The organism is Ferrimonas kyonanensis DSM 18153, from assembly GCF_000425405.1.
Classification (GTDB): Bacteria; Pseudomonadota; Gammaproteobacteria; order Enterobacterales; family Shewanellaceae; genus Ferrimonas; species Ferrimonas kyonanensis.
In genome coordinates, this window is the sequence record NZ_AUDJ01000002.1 from 463,440 (window position 1) to 481,159 (window position 17,720).

Below are 17,720 nucleotides of genomic sequence, written 5' to 3' on the forward strand. Positions count from 1 at the left end.
CGCCGTATGATTGAAAAACTAGCATTGGCCATCATCTCTTTAAAATAAAATTTGAAAATGAAGGCTCTGCAGGATCTGACCTTGTTCATGAAAACGGCCCAACTGGGCAGCCTGTCGGCGGCAGCGCGACAACTGGCATTGACGCCGGCGGCAGTCAGTGCGGCGGTCAAACGGTTGGAGACTGAACTCAACACCGTGTTGTTCGTCCGCTCCACCCGCAGCCTGCGTCTGACCCCGGAGGGAGAGCGGTTTCTGGTTCAGTGTCAGCACGGGGTCGAGGTACTGGAGGCCGCCGCTGCTGAGTTACAGTCTGAAGCCCATGGTCTTAGCGGCTTGATGCAGCTGTCGATGCCCTCGGGCCTGGGGCGGAAGCGGTTACTGCCGCTGCTGGATCAGTTTCAACGTGAACACCCCAAATTACAGGTGCGGATACAGATGACGGATCGGCTGGCCAATGTGTATGCGCAGCCGGTGGACCTGGCACTTCGCTACGGGATTCCGGAAGATTCCAGTTTGGTCGCGTTGCCGGTCGTGAAGCAAAACCGCCGAGTGTTGTGCGCCTCACCGGAGTATCTGCGTCATCATGGTCAGCCACAGAGTCTGGAGCAGTTGGCAGACAGAAACTGTCTCTGTTTCATGTTGGGCGAGTCCCACTACGATCGCTGGCGGTTTTGGCAGCAGGGTCAGTTACGGGAGATCAAAGTCTCTGGTAATCGCAGCAGCGATGACGGCGATGTGGTGCATCGCTGGGCGCTAATGGGGGCGGGCATCGCCTATAAGTCGAGGCTGGATGTGGCCGAGGATCTGCGCGCCGGTCGATTGGTGGAGATAGCCGGTCCCTGGCTCGGTGAACCGGCGCCGCTGAATCTTGTCTGTCCCGATCGTCGCCGCCTCAGCCCGGCGGTGCGTCAGTTACATCAATGGTTGATTGACGGCCTCGGCGATCAGTCGCAGAGCGGTGAGGACTCGGTTTTGCTCGGTGTGTAACCCTGCGGCTCAGGGGCCAAAGTCCGGTCCTCGAGCCGAGACAGTGGTGCCGACGATGGGTTGAGAACTGGTCAGGGGGCTGCATTGCTGTAGGATTTCGGCGAAGCGTTTTCCGGCCGGCCCCAGGTTGTCCGGGTTGGGGATCACCAGAGTCAGAGGAATCAGGTGTTTTTCCACACTGGAGTGCAGCGACACCAGATCGCCGTTGGTCAATGCCTCGGCAACCATGTGATCCGGTATCCAGCAGAAGCCTACGCCCTGCTTGAGAATGTCGATGGCATCGAAAAAATGACTGACGGTCCAACGCTCCTTGGCCTTGAGCCAGCCCACATCTTTGTCACTGTCGCGGGCGGCGGTACCTGTGTCCCGAATCACGATCTGCAATTCGCGCTCCAGTCGCCCTGAGTCCACTTCCTGTTCCCGGGTCAGCGGGTGATTGGGATGACAGCAGAGGATCATCTTGATCATCGCCAGTGGCGTGCCCAGATGGCCGGGGGGCACATGGCCGGTGATCACCAGGTCGGCACTGCGGCTGCTAATGGCATCGCTGCTGCCGCTGATGATGTTGTCGATGACGGTCACTCGAGTACCACGGCTTTCCGGATAGAAGCGGGACAGGGCATCAAACAGGTACTGGGATGGGTAGATGCTTTCGCGGGAGATGATCAGCTCATGTTCCCAGCCTTGCTCCATGTTATTGGCCAGTTGCTCCAGCTGCTCGATCTGTTGAGTCAGTTGCCTGGAACGGCGTAGCAGTACCTTACCTTCTTCGGTGAGCTCCGCTTTACGCCCCTTGACCCGCAGCAACTGCACGCCCAACTGCTGTTGCAGTTTGGCGACGGCGTGGTTGAGGGAGCTCTGGCTTTTATTCAGGGCGGCGGCGGCGTGGGCGTAACCGCCATAATCCACCACGGCCTGAAGGATGCGCCACTGCTCCAGGGTCGAATGAGGCCGGTACATAGTTCTAATCCTTAGATAGGTTTGACCGATATTATGCAATTTTATTTCTGTTTCTTGCAATTAATATAGTCATCAATCCCATTGAGATACCGATTAAGGATACCAGACCATGAAAACCCTGTTGATTGTCGATGCCAGCCCTAACTCTGCCACGTCCAACACCCGTAAACTGACGGCCGCCTATGCTGATGCCTGGTTGGCCTCCAACCCGGGCAGCCGGGTTATTCGCCGTGATGTCAGCGGCGATGCCGTGGCCCAGCTGAGCCAGGATACCATTGGCGCCTTTTACACCCCGGAAGACCAGCGCAGCGAGGCGCAGCAGCAGGCCGTGGCTCAATCCGACGAGCTGGTGGATGAGCTGTTTGCCGCCGATGAAGTGGTTCTGGGTTCGCCGATGCACAACTTTTCCGTCACGGTCGGCATGAAGTCCTGGGTGGATCAGATCTGTCGCGTCGGTCGCACCTTTAACTACACCGAGCAAGGGCCAAAAGGGGAGCTGGCCGGACGCAAGGCGGTGATTGTCGCCTCCAGCGGTGGTAACTACGCCGATGGCACCCCGATGGCGCACCTGAACCACAACGACACCTATCTGAAGACGGTACTGGGTTTTGTTGGCATTACCGATGTATCTCTGGTCTCTGCCGGCGGGGTGGCCATGGACGCCGCTGTGGTTGACCAGGCCCAGGAGCAGTTACTGGCGCTGGTGTAAACCCACTCCCAGGGCGTCCAACGTGGACGTCATGGGCTGGTGATTGGTGTCGACATAGAGTTGCCGCCACAGCTGTGAGCCACTGAGTTGGCCCTGCTGCCACCGACTGATGAGCTGAGCCGCCAATTGGCGGCTCAGCTGTTTGCGGTACAGCAGCGGTCCCTGGCGGATCAGTTGTGGGCGGGAGTTCCACCAGCGCCAGTGTGACGGCGCCGGGTGATGAAAATAGTGCTGAAACAGCCGGGATTGGGCCTGCATTAACCCGGCTTCATCGAGACTATCCTGGCGCCAGACCACCAGCGCCATCTCGGCGTCAAACAATTCGCTGGCCTGAAACCCCTGGGGCGTCGCCGGAGGCAAGGGGCCCAATGGGGCACTGAACGAGGCGCTGTGGGCCAGCGCTTCGCCAAGGGCGGCGGTCAGTCCCTGTAGATCCGCTTCCCACCGTTGGCCCTGGTGGGTTGCCAATGGCTGGCCGGCCAGGGCATACAGCGCCTGAGATTGGCGGGCCAGCAGTTGCTCGACGTGGCTGAAGCGCCACTTGGTCTTGCTGCGGTAGACCACCTCGGCGACACCAAAATGGTGGCCGACGATGTGCCGTTGAATCACTCGCAGTTCGGTGCGCTTGCCCGGGGTCAATGTTACCACCCCCAGGTAACGGCGCTGATCCCACACTTGCCAGCTGCCGTTATCGAGCTTGGCCAGAGTCAGCCCCAGGGTTGCGGTCAGGGCTTGCAGCGCGGCCTGGCTCAGCTGAGCGGGATTGAGGTTGCGGTAGCGGGGGACCGCATGGGGTTGCCAGGGCAATTCCGCCTGTGATACCGGCAACGATTGCAGCCAGCGCGACACTTTCTGTGGCGAGTCCAGGTAGTTGCCCGCCAGCGCATGCTCAACACTGTCGCTATAGCCTTGTGACTTGGCATGGTCGCTGGCGGCCTGCAGAATGCGATCCAGCAGCAGTCGGGTGTCGTTGCCGCCGCGATTCTCCCAGCCGAGCCATACGTACTGGCTGCAGCGTTCGCCGGGGCTTTGGTACAGGTAACGGCCAACATCCTGACGTCGCAGTGGCAGCAGTGCCGGTTGCGGATCCGTCGTTTCATCCAGTTGGCAGTCAACCCGATCCAGTCGCAGTTGCCGTTTGCTGGCGGTGGTTAGATTCAGGTAGGCCGCCTCGGCGGTCAATTGGGTCACCGGTTGACTGGCTTGGTGGTCCAGCGTCGCCAGCGCCTTGCTGGCCAGGTGATGACACTGAGCCAGCTCTTGCGCTCGCGACGGTGCGGCGCGCAGTTGATCGGTCAGTTGTACCAGTTGGGCCAGGTAACGCTGCTGTTGAATGACGCTGTTGGACTCGGGCGGGGTAATCAGTTGTTGACACAGATCCAGGGTAGTGCCGGCAAGCCCCGAGGGGCTTACCAGCAATCCGGCCAGAATCAGTGCGCTAGGCAGTCTGATCCAATTGGCGTTCACGGCCAAACCACTCCTTGGAACGGGCAATTCGAGTGGCCACATCCACAGGATGGGCAGGCAGTGATTCGACTTGTTGCAGCCGTGGTAACAGGCCTTCCCCGTTGGCGATCTGAATCGCCAGTCCGGGGCGGGCGTTGAGTTCCAGCAGCAACGGGCCCCGTTCGGTGTCCAGTACCATGTCGGTGCCCAGGTAGCCCAGGCCAGACATCTCGTAGCATCCGGCGGCCAAGGTCAGCAACCGATCCCAGTGGGGAACCGCCATGTCGGACAACCGTTTGTTGGTGTCCGGGTGGTGGGTCACCGGTTGGTCAAACTGCACCGCCCTCAGGGCTCGTCCGGTGGCGATGTCGATGCCGACCCCGACGGCGCCCTGGTGCAGGTTGGCTTTGCCGTCTGAGGCGGCGGTGGACAGCCGCAGCATCCCCATCACCGGATAGCCTTTGAAGACAATCAGCCGAATGTCCGGCACCCCTTCAAAGGAGTAGCCTTCAAACACCGGGTCAAATTGAATCAGGGCCTCGATGACCGCCACGTCATTTTTGCCACCGAGGCTGAACAGCCCCGCCAGGACGTTGGAGACATGGCGTTCCATTTCGGCCAGGGTGACTTCGTCTCCGGAGGGCTTGAAATACCGGCCTTCCGAGACCTTGGTGATCACCAAAATCCCCTTGCCGCCGGAACCCTGGGCCGGCTTGATGCAGAAGCCGGCGAAGCCGCGAATGCGGTTGGTCAGGTCTTTAATTTCGTGCTGCTGACCGATCACCGAGATCAGATCCGGCACGTCGATGCCGCCCTTCATGGCAATCTGTTTGGTGCGCAGTTTATCGTCCACCAGTTTGTACAGCGAGCGCGGGTTATAGCGGCCGATGTAGGAGATGTTGCGTTGGTTCATCCCCATGATGCCTTTGGTTTTCAGCTTGGATGGGTGACAAAACAGCATCAGTCGTCTCCTGCCAGAGGCTTAAAGCGGCGCAGTTCCAACAGGCGGTAACCGGTGTATTGGCCCATCATCAGCACCCCGGCCAGAATCACCAGGTGAATGCCCAGGAAGTTGAACACCCAATGCTGCACCAGTGGCGCGACCATGCACAGGTAGGTGATGGTGGCGACCAGCAGGCTGCCGCCGCCCTGAATGGCGACCTCTTTAGGGCCTTCCTCTTCCCACAGGATCGACATCCGCTCGATGGTCCAGGCCAGGATGATCATCGGGAAGAAGGTAATGGTCAAACCTTCGGTTAATCCGAGGTTGTAGGCCAGTACGGTGAAGCCGGCGATGATCCCCAGCACCACGATCACCACCGCACTGATCCTCGATATCAACAACAGGTTGAGGTTGGAGAGGTAGCCGCGAATGTACAGGCCGACGGCAACAATCAGCAAGAAGCCAATCAAGCCGGTGAGCAGGGTGGTCTGGATGAACGCCAGCGCGATCAGCACCGGCATAAAGGTGCCTGAGGTTTTCAGGCCCACCAACACACGCAGGAACACCACCACCAGCACGCCGATGGGCACCAGCATCAGGCCTCGAATCAGGCTCTGCTCTTCCAGAGGCAGCGAGTACAGCGAGAACGACGCCAGCCCTTTGGCGCTCATCATATCCAGAGCGGTGGCCATTGCCGGACGGGTATCGCGAATGATGGAGAAGGTCACGGTGGAGTTGGCGGCGCCGGTAATGTCCAGAACCGAGGCGCTGGAGCGTTGCCACAGCAGCATGTTCTCTTCGCGGCCACTGGTGCCGGTCAGGGGATCAAACAGGTGCCAGGCTCCGTCGTCATACACTTCGACGATGGGTACCAACGACTGACGGCGACGACCGTCTTCCAGGCGCAAACCGTGGCCGACCCGGGCTGGAATCTTGGCGGAGTGCAGCAGCTGCACCATCAGATCTTCCGGCTTGTAGTGACTGAGCAGCAGGGCCACATTCTGAGCCTGTTCGGTATCGGACAGCATCTTGGCAATCTGCTGAGCGTAGGACAGGTTGGTGGCGCTGCGGCTCCAGGCCAGATCGATCAGGGCCTGGGCGGCGGTGTCCACACCTTCGGCCCAGGTCTCTGCCTGTGGCTCTGACGGTGGGACTGATTCGGCCAGACCGGAACGGCCGCTGGCCACCAGGTTGGCGGTGAAATACAGCTCCTGCTGTCCCATGGCTTCCCGCTTGGTCCACACCGCGCGGCGGGCTTGCTGTTGACGGGCAACCGTCAGGCCATAGCCTGGAGAGGCGGCGCTTTCAGACAGGATCTCAAAGCCGGGATCTTCAGGCAGGGCCAGGGACACCTCAATGGGCTGGCCATTCGCCTGAAACGCAACCCGCGCCTCTACGGTCCAGTTGGTGGTCTGGGCGCCGGGAAACAGGGGGATGCCGTCGACGACGTGGCGGTAGATCGAGGAGCCGATGCCCAAGGACAGCAGCAACGCGACCAGGAAGTAGAAGGGTTTCTTAGAGGCCATTGAGAACAGGTCCGTTATTCAGTGGGTTTAGCAGGCTTTTTGGCCGGTTTTTTACTTTGGACATGGCTGCGGCTGACGTCCACCACGGCGATGTCTTTGATGAACTTACGCCCCAGCAGCAATGGGTAATCCAGGTGGCTGCGATCGTTCAGGTTCAGTTCGGTGTCGGCAACGTAGTCGCCAATCTTCAGGCGGGCCCGAATCACCGGACGTTCCTGTTTGCCGTCGGCGGCACCTTTTTTAATCTGCGCGATGCGCTCAACCTTGGCTTCAATGGTTTTGGCTTCGGTCTCCGGCGCTTCGCGGTTCGGCACATCGAAACGCACCCATTGCTTGCCGTCGCGCTCAAACAGGGTGATGTTACGGGCGTCGATGGAGGAGGACTCGGCGCCGGTGTCGACCCGGGTTTCAAACTCCATGCCCACTTCTTGCACATAAGTACGCTCGACTTCACCCAGAATCAGTTTGTCCCCGATGGGGGATTCGGTGCTGACTTCCGGACAGGTCACCACTGGCACCGCCTGTTTCTCTACCAGTGCCGTCAGTTGGGCATTGACCCCGGCCATCTCGGTGACCAACTGCTCCATGTAGGGTTGGTTGGGGTCTGCCTTAGGGGTGCAGGTATCGACTATCAGAGTTTGCAGCTGTTCGGTTTGCTGGTTAACCAGCTGATCCAGTTGCGCTTGCTTGGCGGCCTCGTTGTCGCCGTTGAGGTTCGCACAGCCGCCCAGCAGGGACAACGTCGCGAGGGGTACGAGCAGGTGGTTCATCTTCATCTCTGATTCCTTATCCTTGGGTAAGGTCGATATTCATGATTTTGTTCTATTTTGTGGCGATCAGTATGGCACGTCTGGGGGCCGGATGTCCCTCGACAGTTTTACTGGAATCGGTCGGATCCAGATAATCTTGTAACGATTGGTGAGTCATCCAGTCGGTTTGCCGCTGTTCGCCCAGGGTGGTGTCGGCCTCATCGACGATGCGGACATCGTTAAAGTCGCACTTTTCCAGCCACAGTTTCAAGGCTTTTGAGGAGGGCAGGAACCAGCAGTTGTTCATCTTGCCGTATCGCCCTGGTGGCACCAGTATGGTGTTTTCGTCCCCCTCTACGACCAGAGTTTCCAGAATCAGTTCCCCGCCTTTGTTCAATTGGTTGCGCAGTTGCAACAGGTGATCGATGGGGGAGGTGCGGTGATACAGCACGCCCATGGAAAACACCGTATCGAAGGCTCGCAGCTCAGGCAGTTGTTGAATGCCCAGAGGCAGCAGGTGGATGCTGTCCGGATTTCCGGCGATGGCTTTAATGGCGGCGAACTGGGCCAGGAACAGATCCGATGGGTCGATGCCGATCACCAGTTCAGCGTCTTCGCCGAGCATGCGCCACATGTGGTAGCCACTGCCACAGCCCACGTCCAGCACGGTGCGGCCCTTCAGTGGGCTGATGTGGGGCAGCAGGCGATCCCACTTCCAGTCACTGCGCCACTCGGTATCGATGTGGATGCCGTGCAGGTGGTAGGGGCCTTTGCGCCAGGGATGGAAGAACTTGAGCAGGTTGTGCAGTTTCTGTGTGCGGCCGTCGTCCAGCTGGGCACCGCTGCCAAACATCACCTGGGTCTTGATGTCCTGTTGGTCCAGCTCCATGATCGGCATCTTCGCCACCACCTTTTCCCATTTGGGGAAATCGCCGTGGGCGTGCAGCTTGCGCCATTGGCTTAACTGGGTCGGGCAGGTCTCCAGCCAGTGGCTGAGCTTGGAATCGGCGATGCGTTGGAAGAACTGTTTAAACTCGATCATTTGATGGCCATTAGCGAGGTGAAGTTCAGGTTCTGGTACCAGCTGCTGTATTCACTGAAACCGGCGTCCTTGAAGCGTTGGTAGTGTTGCTGCTTGCTGTCGGGTTTCATCACGTTCTCCAGCGCGGTACGTTTCTGGCTGATCTCCAGTTCGCTGTAGCCGTTGGCCCGTTTGAAGTCCAGATGCATCTCATCCAGCAACTGATGCAGACGTTCGCCTTCGAAACGCAGTTTTTCAGAGACGATGACCACACCACCGGGCACCAGCCCCTGATAGATCTTGTTCATCAGCTCGGCGCGATCCTGCGGTGGCAAGAACTGCAAGGTGAAGTTCAGCACTACCATCGAGGCGTTTTCAATGGCCACATCGCGGATGTCGGCGCACACCAACTCCACATCGGTGCCGCTGACAAAGGCATTCAGGTGCTCCTGGGCCCGGCTGACCATCGCTTCGGAGTTGTCGACGGCGATGATGCGGCAGTGGTTTTCGCCCACATGACGGCGCATGGACAGGGTGGCTGCGCCCAGTGAGCACCCCAAATCATAGAGCCGGGTGTGATCCTGCGCCACTCGGGCACAGATGGCGCCGATGCCATCGATGATGGCGCCGTAGCCGGGAATGGAACGGGAGATCATATCGGGGAAAACGGAAACGACCTGCTCATTGAAACTGAAGTCAGGGATATCTTGCTGAGGGGTCGCAAAAATCTTATCGTGCTTTGGCATCTTGGAACGGTTCTCTTCAGGTGACGCGCCGATTGTAGTGCCGACGCCTGACGCCAGCAAGTAAACTGATAATAGACGCCGCTTTTCCCCTGCAAACTGCTGTAAATCTGCTCATCTGCTTGTGAACTGAGCAACTGAGTCGAAACAAAGGCGACCACGACTTCTTAAAGTGGTGACTTTTCTTTATAATCCCGGTTTTGCCGAATTTTTCCTGTATGGGCCTGGCGATGGCGCAAGGCTCCCGTACTGCCAACAACTTAGATAGGATCCGTCGATGCGCAGCCATTATAGTGGACTCGTTACTGAAGCCCTGGTGGGCCAAGAAGTTACCCTGGTCGGTTGGGTAAACCGCCGCCGTGATCTCGGTGGTGTGATTTTCCTCGATCTGCGTGACCGTGAGGGCATAGTTCAGGTGGTTTACGATCCTGACCTGCCAGAGGTGTTCGAAACCGCCTCCAGCCTGCGCGGTGAGTTCTGTGTTCAGGTTAAAGGCCTGGTTCGTGCCCGTCCCGACAGTCAGGTAAACGCCAACATGACCACCGGTGCCATCGAGGTGCTGGGTAAAGAACTGACCATCCTGAACAAGGCGGCGCCGCTGCCCATCGATTTCAACACCGACGTTAACGAAGACCTGCGTCTGAAGTACCGTTACCTGGACCTGCGTCGTCCCGAGATGACCGAACGGATGATCTTCCGTGCCAAGGTGACCTCCGAAGTACGCCGCTTTATGGACGATGCCGGCTTCCTGGACGTGGAAACGCCGATTTTGACCAAGGCCACTCCGGAAGGGGCTCGTGACTACCTGGTGCCAAGCCGCACTCACAAGGGCGAGTTCTTCGCACTGCCGCAGTCGCCGCAGATCTTCAAGCAGTTGCTGATGATGTCCGGCATGGACAAGTACTATCAGATCGTCAAGTGTTTCCGTGATGAAGACCTGCGTGCCGATCGTCAGCCTGAGTTCACTCAGATCGACATCGAGACCTCCTTCATGAGCGCCGAGCAGGTGATGGCCAGCACCGAGGCGATGATTCGCACTCTGTTCAAGAAAATGCTGGACGTGGACCTGCCCGAGTTCCCGCACATGACCTACGCCGATGCGATGCGCCGCTTTGGTTCCGACAAGCCGGACCTGCGTAACCCGCTGGAACTGGTTGACGTAGCCGATCTTCTGAAAGAGGTGGAGTTCAAGGTCTTCAACGGCCCGGCAAACGATCCTGAAGGGCGTGTTGCCACTCTGCGTATTCCTGGTGGCGCCAAGCTGTCCCGTAAGCAGATCGACGACTACACCAAGTTTGTCGGCATTTACGGTGCCAAGGGTCTGGCCTGGGTCAAGATCAATGAAGCGGGCAACGGCATCGACGGGGTTCAGTCTCCGGTGGCCAAGTTCCTGACCGACGACATCATCAATGCCATTGTCGAGCGTAACGGCGCCGAAGCCGGCGACATCCTGTTGTTTGGCGCCGACAGCTACTCGGTAGTGACCGATGCCATGGGCGCGCTGCGCCTGAAGGCCGGCGAAGACTTCGGCTTGACCGTGGACGAGTGGAAGCCGCTGTGGGTCGTGGACTTCCCGATGTTTGAGAAGATCGACGGTCGTTTCCACGCCCTGCATCACCCGTTTACCGCGCCTCGAAACATGACGCCAGAACAGTTGCAAGCCAACCCTGAAGGGGCGATCTCTGACGCCTACGACATGGTGTTGAACGGCTGTGAGCTGGGTGGGGGTTCGGTGCGTATCCACGACCAGGAGATGCAGGCAACCGCGTTCCGCATTCTGGGCATCGATGACGAAGAGGCACAACTGAAGTTTGGCTTCCTGCTGGAAGCACTGCGCTACGGTGCGCCACCGCATGCCGGCCTGGCCTTCGGTCTGGACCGTCTGGTGATGCTGATGACCGGTGCCACCTCCATCCGCGACGTGATGGCCTTCCCCAAGACCACCACGGCGGCCTGTCCGCTCACCGACGCCCCCAGCCCGGCCAATCCGGATGTGCTGGAGGAGTTGGCCATCGACCTGGTGAAACAGGAACCGAAGCAGGACCAGTAAGACGAATAACAAAGCTGCCTGCGGGCAGCTTTATTGTTTCAGGCCGGAAGTGAATTCCGGTAACAGGAGAGAAATTATGGCAGGTCACAGTAAATGGGCCAACATCAAGCACCGCAAGGCGGCACAGGATGCCAAGCGCGGTAAGATTTTCACCAAACTGATTCGTGAGCTAACCGTGGCTTCCCGCGAGGGCGGCTCGGATCCGGCGTCGAATCCACGTCTGCGTGCCGCCATCGATAAGGCGCTGTCCAACAACATGACCCGGGATACCGTGGATCGGGCGGTGAAGCGCGGCGCCGGTGAGCTGGATGGCCAGGTGCTGGAAACCATCATTTATGAAGGCTACGGACCCGGTGGAACCGCGGTGATGGTGGAAACCATGACCGACAACCGCAATCGCACCGTATCCGGTGTGCGCAGCGCCTTCACTAAGTCTGGCGGCAACCTCGGTACCGACGGTTCGGTGTCTTACCTGTTCGAAAAGAAGGGGGTCATCTCCTACGGCGAGGGTGCCGATGAAGATCAAATCATGGAGATTGCCCTTGAGGCGGGAGCCGATGACGTTGACACCAACGACGACGGCAGCATCGATGTGTACACCACCCCGGTGGAATTCGGGGCGGTAAAAGACGCTCTGGATGCGGCCGGGCTGGAATCGGTCAACGCCGAAGTGACCATGATTCCCTCAACCAAGGCGGAGTTGGATGCTGCCACGGCGCCCAAGTTCCTGCGCCTGATCGACGTATTGGAAGATCACGACGACGTCCAGGAGGTGTATCACAACGCCGACATCGCCGATGACATCATGGAGCAGCTCGGCGAATGACCATCATCCTGGGCATCGATCCGGGCTCTCGAATTACCGGCTACGGGGTGATTCGCAAGGTGGGTCGCAGCCACACCTATCTGGGCAGCGGTTGCATTCGCACCCCGGACGGTGAACTGCCGGCGCGTCTGAAGTGCATCTTCGACGGCGTCAGTGAGTTGGTGCGCCAGTTTCAGCCCGATGAGTTCGCCATCGAGCGGGTGTTTATGGCGCGCAACCCGGACTCGGCGCTGAAGCTGGGACAGGCGAGGGGAGTGGCCATTGTGGCTGCTACCAACCTGGGCCTGCCCATCAGCGAGTACAGCCCTACCGAGATCAAAAAGGCGGTGGTGGGTACCGGTGGGGCGGAGAAATCCCAGGTCCAGCATATGGTGAAGAGCATTCTCAAGTTGCCAGCCACCCCGCAAGCCGATGCCGCCGATGCCCTGGCCATCGCCCTTTGCCACAGCCATACCCGAGAGAGTATGGTAGCCATGGCAGGAAAAGTTACGGCCCGAGTGCGCGGCCGGTTACGATAAAGAGACACGATGTGATTGGACGACTAAGCGGAATTCTGATTGAAAAACAAGCACCGGAAGTGCTGATTGACTGCAATGGCGTTGGCTATGAAGTGCAGTTGCCCATGACCAGCTTCTACCAGTTACCGGATTTGGGACAGCCCTGTGTGCTGTCTATCCACTTTGTGGTGCGTGAAGACGCACAGCTGCTGTACGGCTTTGCGTCCAAGCAGGAGCGGGCCCTGTTTCGTGAATTGATAAAGACCAACGGCATCGGCCCCAAGATGGCCCTGGCCATCCTTTCCGGCATGTCGGCGGAGCAGTTTGTGGCGGCAGTACAGCGGGAAGACATTACCGGTATCACCAAGGTTCCTGGGGTCGGCAAAAAAACCGCCGAACGACTGGTGGTGGAGATGCGCGACAGAATGAAGAATTTTGCGGCATCGCTGGCGACTCCCAACGCCGACAGCTTTGCCCTGGGCAACGCGGTGGAGGACACCTTCATCACCGCACCGGATGCCACTGAAGACGCCATTGCCGCGCTGGAGGCCCTGGGCTACAAAGCCACGGTGGCGAAAAAGGCCGTGGATAAGGTCCATGCCCCGGGAGCCAGCTCCGAGCAACTGATTAAAGACGCCCTCAAGGCGATGATGTAGGAGCCCGTGGATGATTGAAGCAGACAGGCTGATTGCCCCACAAGAGCAGGACACTCAGGAATCGGTCATCGATCGGGCCATGCGGCCGAAGAAACTCACCGATTACACCGGTCAGAAGGAGGTCTGCAGCCAGCTGGAGATCTTCATCGCCGCCGCCCGCCAGCGCGGAGAAGCGCTGGATCACACCCTGATTTTTGGCCCTCCGGGGCTGGGTAAGACGACTCTGGCCAATATTATTGCCAATGAGATGGATGCCAGCATTAAGTCCACCTCGGGACCAGTGCTGGAGAAAGCCGGTGATCTGGCGGCGATGTTAACCAACCTGGAACCTAACGATGTCCTGTTCATCGATGAGATCCACCGGCTCAGCCCGGCGGTGGAAGAGATCCTCTACTCCGCCATGGAAGATTATCAGCTGGACATCATGATCGGTGAAGGCCCGGCGGCCCGCTCGATTAAGTTGGACCTGCCGCCGTTTACGCTGATTGGCGCGACCACCCGCGCCGGGGCGCTGACGTCGCCGCTGCGGGCGCGTTTTGGCATTCCGCTGCGGCTGGAGTTCTACAATGTTGGCGACTTGACTTCCATTGTCAGCCGCAGCGCCCAGGTGCTGAACCTGGAGCTGGACCAGCCAGGGGCGGTGGAAGTGGCCAAGCGCAGTCGCGGCACGCCGCGGATTGCCAACCGGTTGCTGCGACGAGTACGGGATTTTGCCGAAGTGAAATACCAGGGCAACATCGACAAACAGGTGGCTGCCGAAGCCCTTGGCGTGCTCGACGTCGACAGTGAGGGCTTTGATTTTCTAGATCGCAAACTGCTGCTGACCATCGTCGAGAAATTTGCCGGCGGGCCGGTAGGGCTGGACAACCTGGCCGCCGCCATCGGTGAAGAGAAGGAAACCATCGAGGACGTCATCGAGCCGTTTCTGATTCAGCAGGGCTTCATTCAGCGCACCCACCGGGGGCGAATGGCCACCGATAAGACCTTCCTGCATTTCGGGTTGGGAAAAACGGATTGAACCGGTGAAATTTCATCGTCAATGAACGGTCTATATCATTAGGATATGGGCCGTTTTTTTAAGGATCTCTGTGGAAAAAGGCATTGGATGGATAAAGCAAGGCGTGCAACTGGTCGTAGTGTTGCTGTTGGCCTTGTGGTTAGGGGGTTGGATTCGAAGTCTGATGATGGAGCCGGTATCGGATCAACTGCCGTCGCTGACCCTGCCGCAAATCAGCCAGCAGCAAGGGCGGTGGCAGCCGAGTGGTGAATTTTCCAATCTCAGCGGTGGCGATCGCCGCTTGGTGTATCTGTTTGCGCCCTGGTGTGCCATCTGTAAGGTCACCTTTCCGCACCTCGCTCAGTGGCAGGGGCAGGGAAAAAACGTGGTGCCGGTGGCATTGTCCTATGCGGATCTTGATGAGGTTTCCGATTTTCTGACCCCGTTTGCCGATCAGGCACCTCAGCAGGTGTTGCTTGGCAGTGCCGAGTTGTCCCGCTATCTGGATGTGGTGGCCTTTCCTACCTACTTGATCGTCGACGACCAGGGTACCGTGGTATCGAAACGGGTGGGCTATATGCCGGAGTGGTTGCTGTCGCTGTATCTTTGGGCTAACGGTGTGTAGGCACGGTGAGAATTGACTATGATTAAGTTAATTAATACAGGGGATTAACCATCCGAGACCGATGCCATTTCGGTCCGAGAAGGGGGGGCTGAATGGATTGGAAAACCCTAAGCCATGGTGTTGGCCGTGCGCTGTCTCGCGGCAGACAATTGCTGCTGGCACAAAGTGGCGGTCCGGAACATTCGCCGTTCTGGCAGGTGCACTTTAACGGCTTGGTCAATAACAGCGCCCGTACTCGAGCGTTAAAACTGCTGCTGTTGGTCACCTTGCTGACATTTTACCCCCTGGGCATTAAGAATCTGCTGATTGGCGAGTGGCTATTGGCCTCAGGTTGCCTGTTGTTCGGGGTGGTGCTGTCGGCGGAGTTGTTGTCGGTGCTGAAGCGAAATCAAGGCCTGCTGGGTTATCCCATTCCAGCCATGTTGCTGGTGGCCTTGACCTTGTTGACTCTCTACACCCTGGGCCCTTTGGGTTCTTATTGGTTGTTTCCCATTGCCATGGGACTGGTGTTTTTCGCCCCGCCACGGGTGTCGCTGACCGCGAACCTGTGGATTATCGCCGGCAGCGCGGTAATTGGCTTTTCGCAAATGCCGCCATTGCTGGCGCTGAGGATGATGGTGGCATTGATTATCTGCGTCTGTGTGGCCCATTTTGTCATGAACGCCGTGGTTCGATTGCACACCGAATTGTTGAGTTTGTCCACTCGAGATGCGCTGACCCAGGCCCTCAACCGAACCCAATTGGAGTCGTTTCTGTCCAGCAGCCTTGCGTATGAGCGACAGGCCACCATCGCCATGTTGGACATCGATAACTTTAAGGCCATTAACGACCGCCATGGCCATGATGTTGGCGATCGGGTCATCACCGAGGTGGTAGCCTGCATCAACCGGCATACGCGTCAAGGCGACCTGGTGTTTCGCCTCGGCGGTGATGAGTTTTTGATTCTGTTTTCCCACACCGATGTGGCTCAGTCCGCCATGATCATCGATAAGCTTCGTCGAGCAATCGAGTCTGAACACTTCAATAGTGAGGTGTCTGTAACCATCAGCGCCGGTCTTCAGTCAAGTTTCGCCCATACCGAAGTGGCGCAGTGGCTTAAGGACGCCGACGTCGCGCTGTATCAGGCAAAGCGGCAAGGGCGCAACTGCGTGGTGACCAATGAGCAACCGGTTTGATTTACAGCGGCGTCAGCGCTGACGTCTCTGTACAGACCTGGTTTCGTCCCTGCTGTTTCGCGCGATAAAGCGCCTCATCGGCCCGTTCCGTTAGGCTGGTCGGGGTATCGTTGGCCTTAAATTCTGAGACTCCCAGACTGAGCGTACGCCGGCCAATACCGTGAAAGGAAAACAGCTCGACCTGATGGCGAATGCGCTCTGCCAGTTGGCTGGCTTGCTGCAAATGGGTTTGCGGGCAGATAAGCAAAAACTCCTCGCCTCCCCACCGGCCCAGGCAGTCATTGACGCGACAGTGTGATTCTAGCAGTCTGGCAAATTGCTTTAGGACGGCGTCTCCGACCTGGTGACCGTGGTTGTCGTTGACCTCTTTAAAGTGGTCAATGTCGGCGATGATGATACTCAGCGGATGCTGATACCGCTGGCAGCGCTGCAGCTCCAGGGCAAAGACCTTGTCGAGTTGTTGCCGATTACAGAGTTGAGTCAATGGGTCGATATGTGCTTGATGTTCCAGAGTCTTACGAAGGTTCCAAGTCTCGGTGACAGTGGTGGAAATTCCAAGAATCCCTTCAACGTCTCCTTTTCGGTTGAGCAAAGGGTGCTTGGTATCCAGATACACCGTGGTGTTGCCATTTTCCTTTGAAACCACCTCTTCATGGGTTAATGGCGACCGGTTTAAAATTTTAAGGTCAAGGGTTTCGATTCGTTTTGCGGTTTCTGGGGAGAAGAAGTCCTGATCTTTGAAGCCGGCCAATTGGCATTTGGTAATGTCAAACAGGGTCAAAGTCGGTTTATTGGCGTAGGTATAGCGTCGGTGGCGATCTTTAACGTAGATGAAGGCTTCGACGTGATCGAGGATATAGCCAAACCGTTGGCTTTGTTTTATCGCTTGTCGATATCGAATCTGTTGTATGCCGAGAACCACCAACAGCACCAGAATCGTAAACAAGGACCAATTCATACCGGGGATCTCTTTGAGAACACTGAATTCTATAGTATCCGGCAGGGGATTTTAATCCACTCTGGTGCGATTTGATTGCTCTGGGGTGGCCGACAAAGAGACTGGACTTTGACGGCAACCTGCTGGTCAGTTCAGCCGTTTAGAATACGCAGTGCTTGGCGTAATCTTTAGCCTCGGTGGCGGTCCAGTCACCGCTGGGTTTCTCTTTCATCGCTTTGCACCAGGCTTCGCTGCCCACTTCCGGGCTGCAACCGCCCAGCATCAGTAGCATGGTTAAGGTGATCAGGGTAGTTTTCATCGTATCTCCTTGAGTTCTGATTTTATCCCGGTAAGGGTACCTGAGGATGGCGCCAAGCGCAGGTCGTTTTGGCATCCGCTATTGGGCGCCGCGATTCCGGCCAAAGCGGGGGCCGTCGTCGTCGATGTGCAGCCAGTGCGGTTGGTCATCGGTGTAGATGTGATAGCTGGGCGTGACCCGATTCACGTCGTCCAGCGAGCCTACCGACAGGGTCAGGAAGTTCGGGTGGCGATCATCCCGAAAGCTCAGGCTGGTGCCGCATTGAGGGCAAAACCCTCGCAATACGTGTTGCGATGACGCGAATTCGGTGGGGACTGGCCCCAGCCAGTGCACCTGATCCCGTTTAAAGTCCATCCAGGCCACCGCCACTGCGCCCACGGCTTTGCGGCACTGGCCGCAGTGGCAATATTCCGAGGCAAAGGGGGCGGCCGAGGTACGGTAGCGAATGGCGCCACACTGGCAACCACCTTCAAGGGGGGAGAGAGACATCTTCAGCACTCCATGCAGGGGGGGAGTGGTCAGTATACGGACTTAGGGGAATAAGGAAAATTGCG

General features: G+C 58.1%; 19 protein-coding genes. 9 read left to right on the plus strand and 10 right to left on the minus strand.

Features of this window, described 5'->3' with window-relative positions:
• Positions 1-57: 57 nt before the first annotated feature.
• Positions 58-987 carry a LysR family transcriptional regulator gene (locus H598_RS23340; protein WP_051252398.1) on the plus strand — a complete coding sequence of 310 codons (930 nt, stop codon included), beginning with the start codon at positions 58-60 and terminating at the stop codon, positions 985-987.
• Between the two features lie 9 nt (positions 988-996).
• Here the strand turns inward: H598_RS23340 and H598_RS23345 are convergent, their stop codons facing one another.
• On the minus strand, positions 997-1,947 hold the full coding sequence (locus H598_RS23345) for a LysR substrate-binding domain-containing protein (protein ID WP_051252401.1): 951 nt from the start codon (positions 1,945-1,947) through the stop codon (positions 997-999).
• Between the two features lie 109 nt (positions 1,948-2,056).
• Between H598_RS23345 and H598_RS0104655 the strand changes: the two genes are divergently transcribed.
• Positions 2,057-2,656, plus strand: a complete 600-nt coding sequence (locus H598_RS0104655) for an FMN-dependent NADH-azoreductase (protein ID WP_028111965.1) — start codon at positions 2,057-2,059, stop codon at positions 2,654-2,656.
• Here the strand turns inward: H598_RS0104655 and H598_RS0104660 are convergent.
• From H598_RS0104660 to cmoA, 6 genes are read right to left on the minus strand one after another with little or no spacing between them, the layout of a single operon-like run.
• Complete coding sequence (locus H598_RS0104660) at positions 2,639-4,123, minus strand: hypothetical protein (RefSeq protein WP_028111966.1); 1,485 nt, start codon at positions 4,121-4,123, stop codon at positions 2,639-2,641. The genes H598_RS0104655 and H598_RS0104660 overlap by 18 nt on opposite strands.
• A complete protein-coding gene (locus tag H598_RS0104665; RefSeq protein ID WP_028111967.1) occupies positions 4,095-5,063 on the minus strand; it encodes an alpha-L-glutamate ligase-like protein in 969 nt (322 codons plus the stop codon). Before H598_RS0104665 ends, H598_RS0104660 begins: the two co-directional genes overlap by 29 nt.
• Entirely contained in the window at positions 5,063-6,571 is a 1,509-nt protein-coding gene (locus H598_RS0104670; protein ID WP_028111968.1) for an inactive transglutaminase family protein, read from the minus strand. The genes H598_RS0104665 and H598_RS0104670 overlap by 1 nt, the downstream gene beginning before the upstream one ends.
• Before the next feature lie 14 nt (positions 6,572-6,585).
• Positions 6,586-7,347, minus strand: coding sequence for an ATP-dependent zinc protease family protein (locus H598_RS23350; RefSeq protein ID WP_051252403.1), 762 nt, complete (start codon positions 7,345-7,347; stop codon positions 6,586-6,588).
• Positions 7,348-7,393: 46 nt separating this feature from the next.
• Positions 7,394-8,362, minus strand: a complete 969-nt coding sequence (cmoB, locus tag H598_RS0104680) for a tRNA 5-methoxyuridine(34)/uridine 5-oxyacetic acid(34) synthase CmoB (protein ID WP_028111969.1) — start codon at positions 8,360-8,362, stop codon at positions 7,394-7,396.
• The gene (gene cmoA / locus H598_RS0104685) at positions 8,359-9,087 is read right to left on the minus strand and encodes a carboxy-S-adenosyl-L-methionine synthase CmoA (protein ID WP_028111970.1); all 729 of its coding nucleotides are present in this window, start codon (positions 9,085-9,087) and stop codon (positions 8,359-8,361) included. The genes cmoB and cmoA overlap by 4 nt, the downstream gene beginning before the upstream one ends.
• Before the next feature lie 274 nt (positions 9,088-9,361).
• Between cmoA and aspS the strand changes: the two genes are divergently transcribed.
• From aspS to H598_RS23355, 7 genes are all read left to right on the plus strand, one after another.
• A complete protein-coding gene (aspS, locus tag H598_RS0104690; protein ID WP_028111971.1) occupies positions 9,362-11,134 on the plus strand; it encodes an aspartate--tRNA ligase in 1,773 nt (590 codons plus the stop codon).
• Positions 11,135-11,210: 76 nt separating this feature from the next.
• Positions 11,211-11,960, plus strand: a complete 750-nt coding sequence (locus tag H598_RS0104695; RefSeq protein WP_028111972.1) for a YebC/PmpR family DNA-binding transcriptional regulator — start codon at positions 11,211-11,213, stop codon at positions 11,958-11,960.
• A complete protein-coding gene (ruvC, locus tag H598_RS0104700; protein ID WP_028111973.1) occupies positions 11,957-12,478 on the plus strand; it encodes a crossover junction endodeoxyribonuclease RuvC in 522 nt (173 codons plus the stop codon). The genes H598_RS0104695 and ruvC overlap by 4 nt, the downstream gene beginning before the upstream one ends.
• 11 nt (positions 12,479-12,489) lie before the next feature.
• On the plus strand, positions 12,490-13,113 hold the full coding sequence (ruvA, locus tag H598_RS0104705) for a Holliday junction branch migration protein RuvA (protein WP_028111974.1): 624 nt from the start codon (positions 12,490-12,492) through the stop codon (positions 13,111-13,113).
• 10 nt (positions 13,114-13,123) lie between these two features.
• Entirely contained in the window at positions 13,124-14,131 is a 1,008-nt protein-coding gene (ruvB, locus tag H598_RS0104710) for a Holliday junction branch migration DNA helicase RuvB (protein ID WP_028111975.1), read from the plus strand.
• A 103-nt stretch (positions 14,132-14,234) separates the two neighbouring features.
• On the plus strand, positions 14,235-14,735 hold the full coding sequence (locus tag H598_RS0104715; RefSeq protein ID WP_156896935.1) for a TlpA family protein disulfide reductase: 501 nt from the start codon (positions 14,235-14,237) through the stop codon (positions 14,733-14,735).
• Positions 14,736-14,827: 92 nt separating this feature from the next.
• Complete coding sequence (locus tag H598_RS23355) at positions 14,828-15,910, plus strand: GGDEF domain-containing protein (RefSeq protein WP_051252405.1); 1,083 nt, start codon at positions 14,828-14,830, stop codon at positions 15,908-15,910.
• Position 15,911: 1 nt separating this feature from the next.
• On the opposite strand, the gene H598_RS0104725 is transcribed toward H598_RS23355, so the two are convergent.
• The 3 genes from H598_RS0104725 to H598_RS0104735 all read right to left on the minus strand — a co-directional run bounded on the left by H598_RS0104725 (position 15,912) and on the right by H598_RS0104735 (position 17,655).
• Positions 15,912-16,868 (minus strand): sensor domain-containing diguanylate cyclase, encoded by a 957-nt coding sequence (locus H598_RS0104725; RefSeq protein WP_028111977.1) that lies wholly within the window; start codon positions 16,866-16,868, stop codon positions 15,912-15,914.
• Positions 16,869-17,007: 139 nt separating this feature from the next.
• Positions 17,008-17,166, minus strand: coding sequence for a DUF3012 domain-containing protein (locus H598_RS25905; RefSeq protein WP_084144324.1), 159 nt, complete (start codon positions 17,164-17,166; stop codon positions 17,008-17,010).
• 78 nt (positions 17,167-17,244) lie between these two features.
• Positions 17,245-17,655 carry a GFA family protein gene (locus H598_RS0104735; RefSeq protein ID WP_028111978.1) on the minus strand — a complete coding sequence of 137 codons (411 nt, stop codon included), beginning with the start codon at positions 17,653-17,655 and terminating at the stop codon, positions 17,245-17,247.
• Between the last annotated feature and the right edge of the window lie 65 nt (positions 17,656-17,720).

Bases quoted from the DNA above. Each gene is read 5' to 3' on its own strand.
- H598_RS23340 (WP_051252398.1), top strand. From the start codon at position 58: ATGAAGGCTCTGCAGGATCTGACCTTGTTCATGAAAACGGCCCAACTG.
- H598_RS23345 (WP_051252401.1), bottom strand. From the start codon at position 1,947: ATGTACCGGCCTCATTCGACCCTGGAGCAGTGGCGCATCCTTCAGGCC.
- H598_RS0104655 (WP_028111965.1), top strand. From the start codon at position 2,057: ATGAAAACCCTGTTGATTGTCGATGCCAGCCCTAACTCTGCCACGTCC.
- H598_RS0104665 (WP_028111967.1), bottom strand. From the start codon at position 5,063: ATGCTGTTTTGTCACCCATCCAAGCTGAAAACCAAAGGCATCATGGGG.
- H598_RS0104670 (WP_028111968.1), bottom strand. From the start codon at position 6,571: ATGGCCTCTAAGAAACCCTTCTACTTCCTGGTCGCGTTGCTGCTGTCC.
- H598_RS23350 (WP_051252403.1), bottom strand. From the start codon at position 7,347: ATGAAGATGAACCACCTGCTCGTACCCCTCGCGACGTTGTCCCTGCTG.
- cmoB (WP_028111969.1), bottom strand. From the start codon at position 8,362: ATGATCGAGTTTAAACAGTTCTTCCAACGCATCGCCGATTCCAAGCTC.
- cmoA (WP_028111970.1), bottom strand. From the start codon at position 9,087: ATGCCAAAGCACGATAAGATTTTTGCGACCCCTCAGCAAGATATCCCT.
- aspS (WP_028111971.1), top strand. From the start codon at position 9,362: ATGCGCAGCCATTATAGTGGACTCGTTACTGAAGCCCTGGTGGGCCAA.
- H598_RS0104695 (WP_028111972.1), top strand. From the start codon at position 11,211: ATGGCAGGTCACAGTAAATGGGCCAACATCAAGCACCGCAAGGCGGCA.
- ruvC (WP_028111973.1), top strand. From the start codon at position 11,957: ATGACCATCATCCTGGGCATCGATCCGGGCTCTCGAATTACCGGCTAC.
- ruvB (WP_028111975.1), top strand. From the start codon at position 13,124: ATGATTGAAGCAGACAGGCTGATTGCCCCACAAGAGCAGGACACTCAG.
- H598_RS23355 (WP_051252405.1), top strand. From the start codon at position 14,828: ATGGATTGGAAAACCCTAAGCCATGGTGTTGGCCGTGCGCTGTCTCGC.
- H598_RS0104725 (WP_028111977.1), bottom strand. From the start codon at position 16,868: ATGAATTGGTCCTTGTTTACGATTCTGGTGCTGTTGGTGGTTCTCGGC.
- H598_RS25905 (WP_084144324.1), bottom strand. From the start codon at position 17,166: ATGAAAACTACCCTGATCACCTTAACCATGCTACTGATGCTGGGCGGT.
- H598_RS0104735 (WP_028111978.1), bottom strand. From the start codon at position 17,655: ATGTCTCTCTCCCCCCTTGAAGGTGGTTGCCAGTGTGGCGCCATTCGC.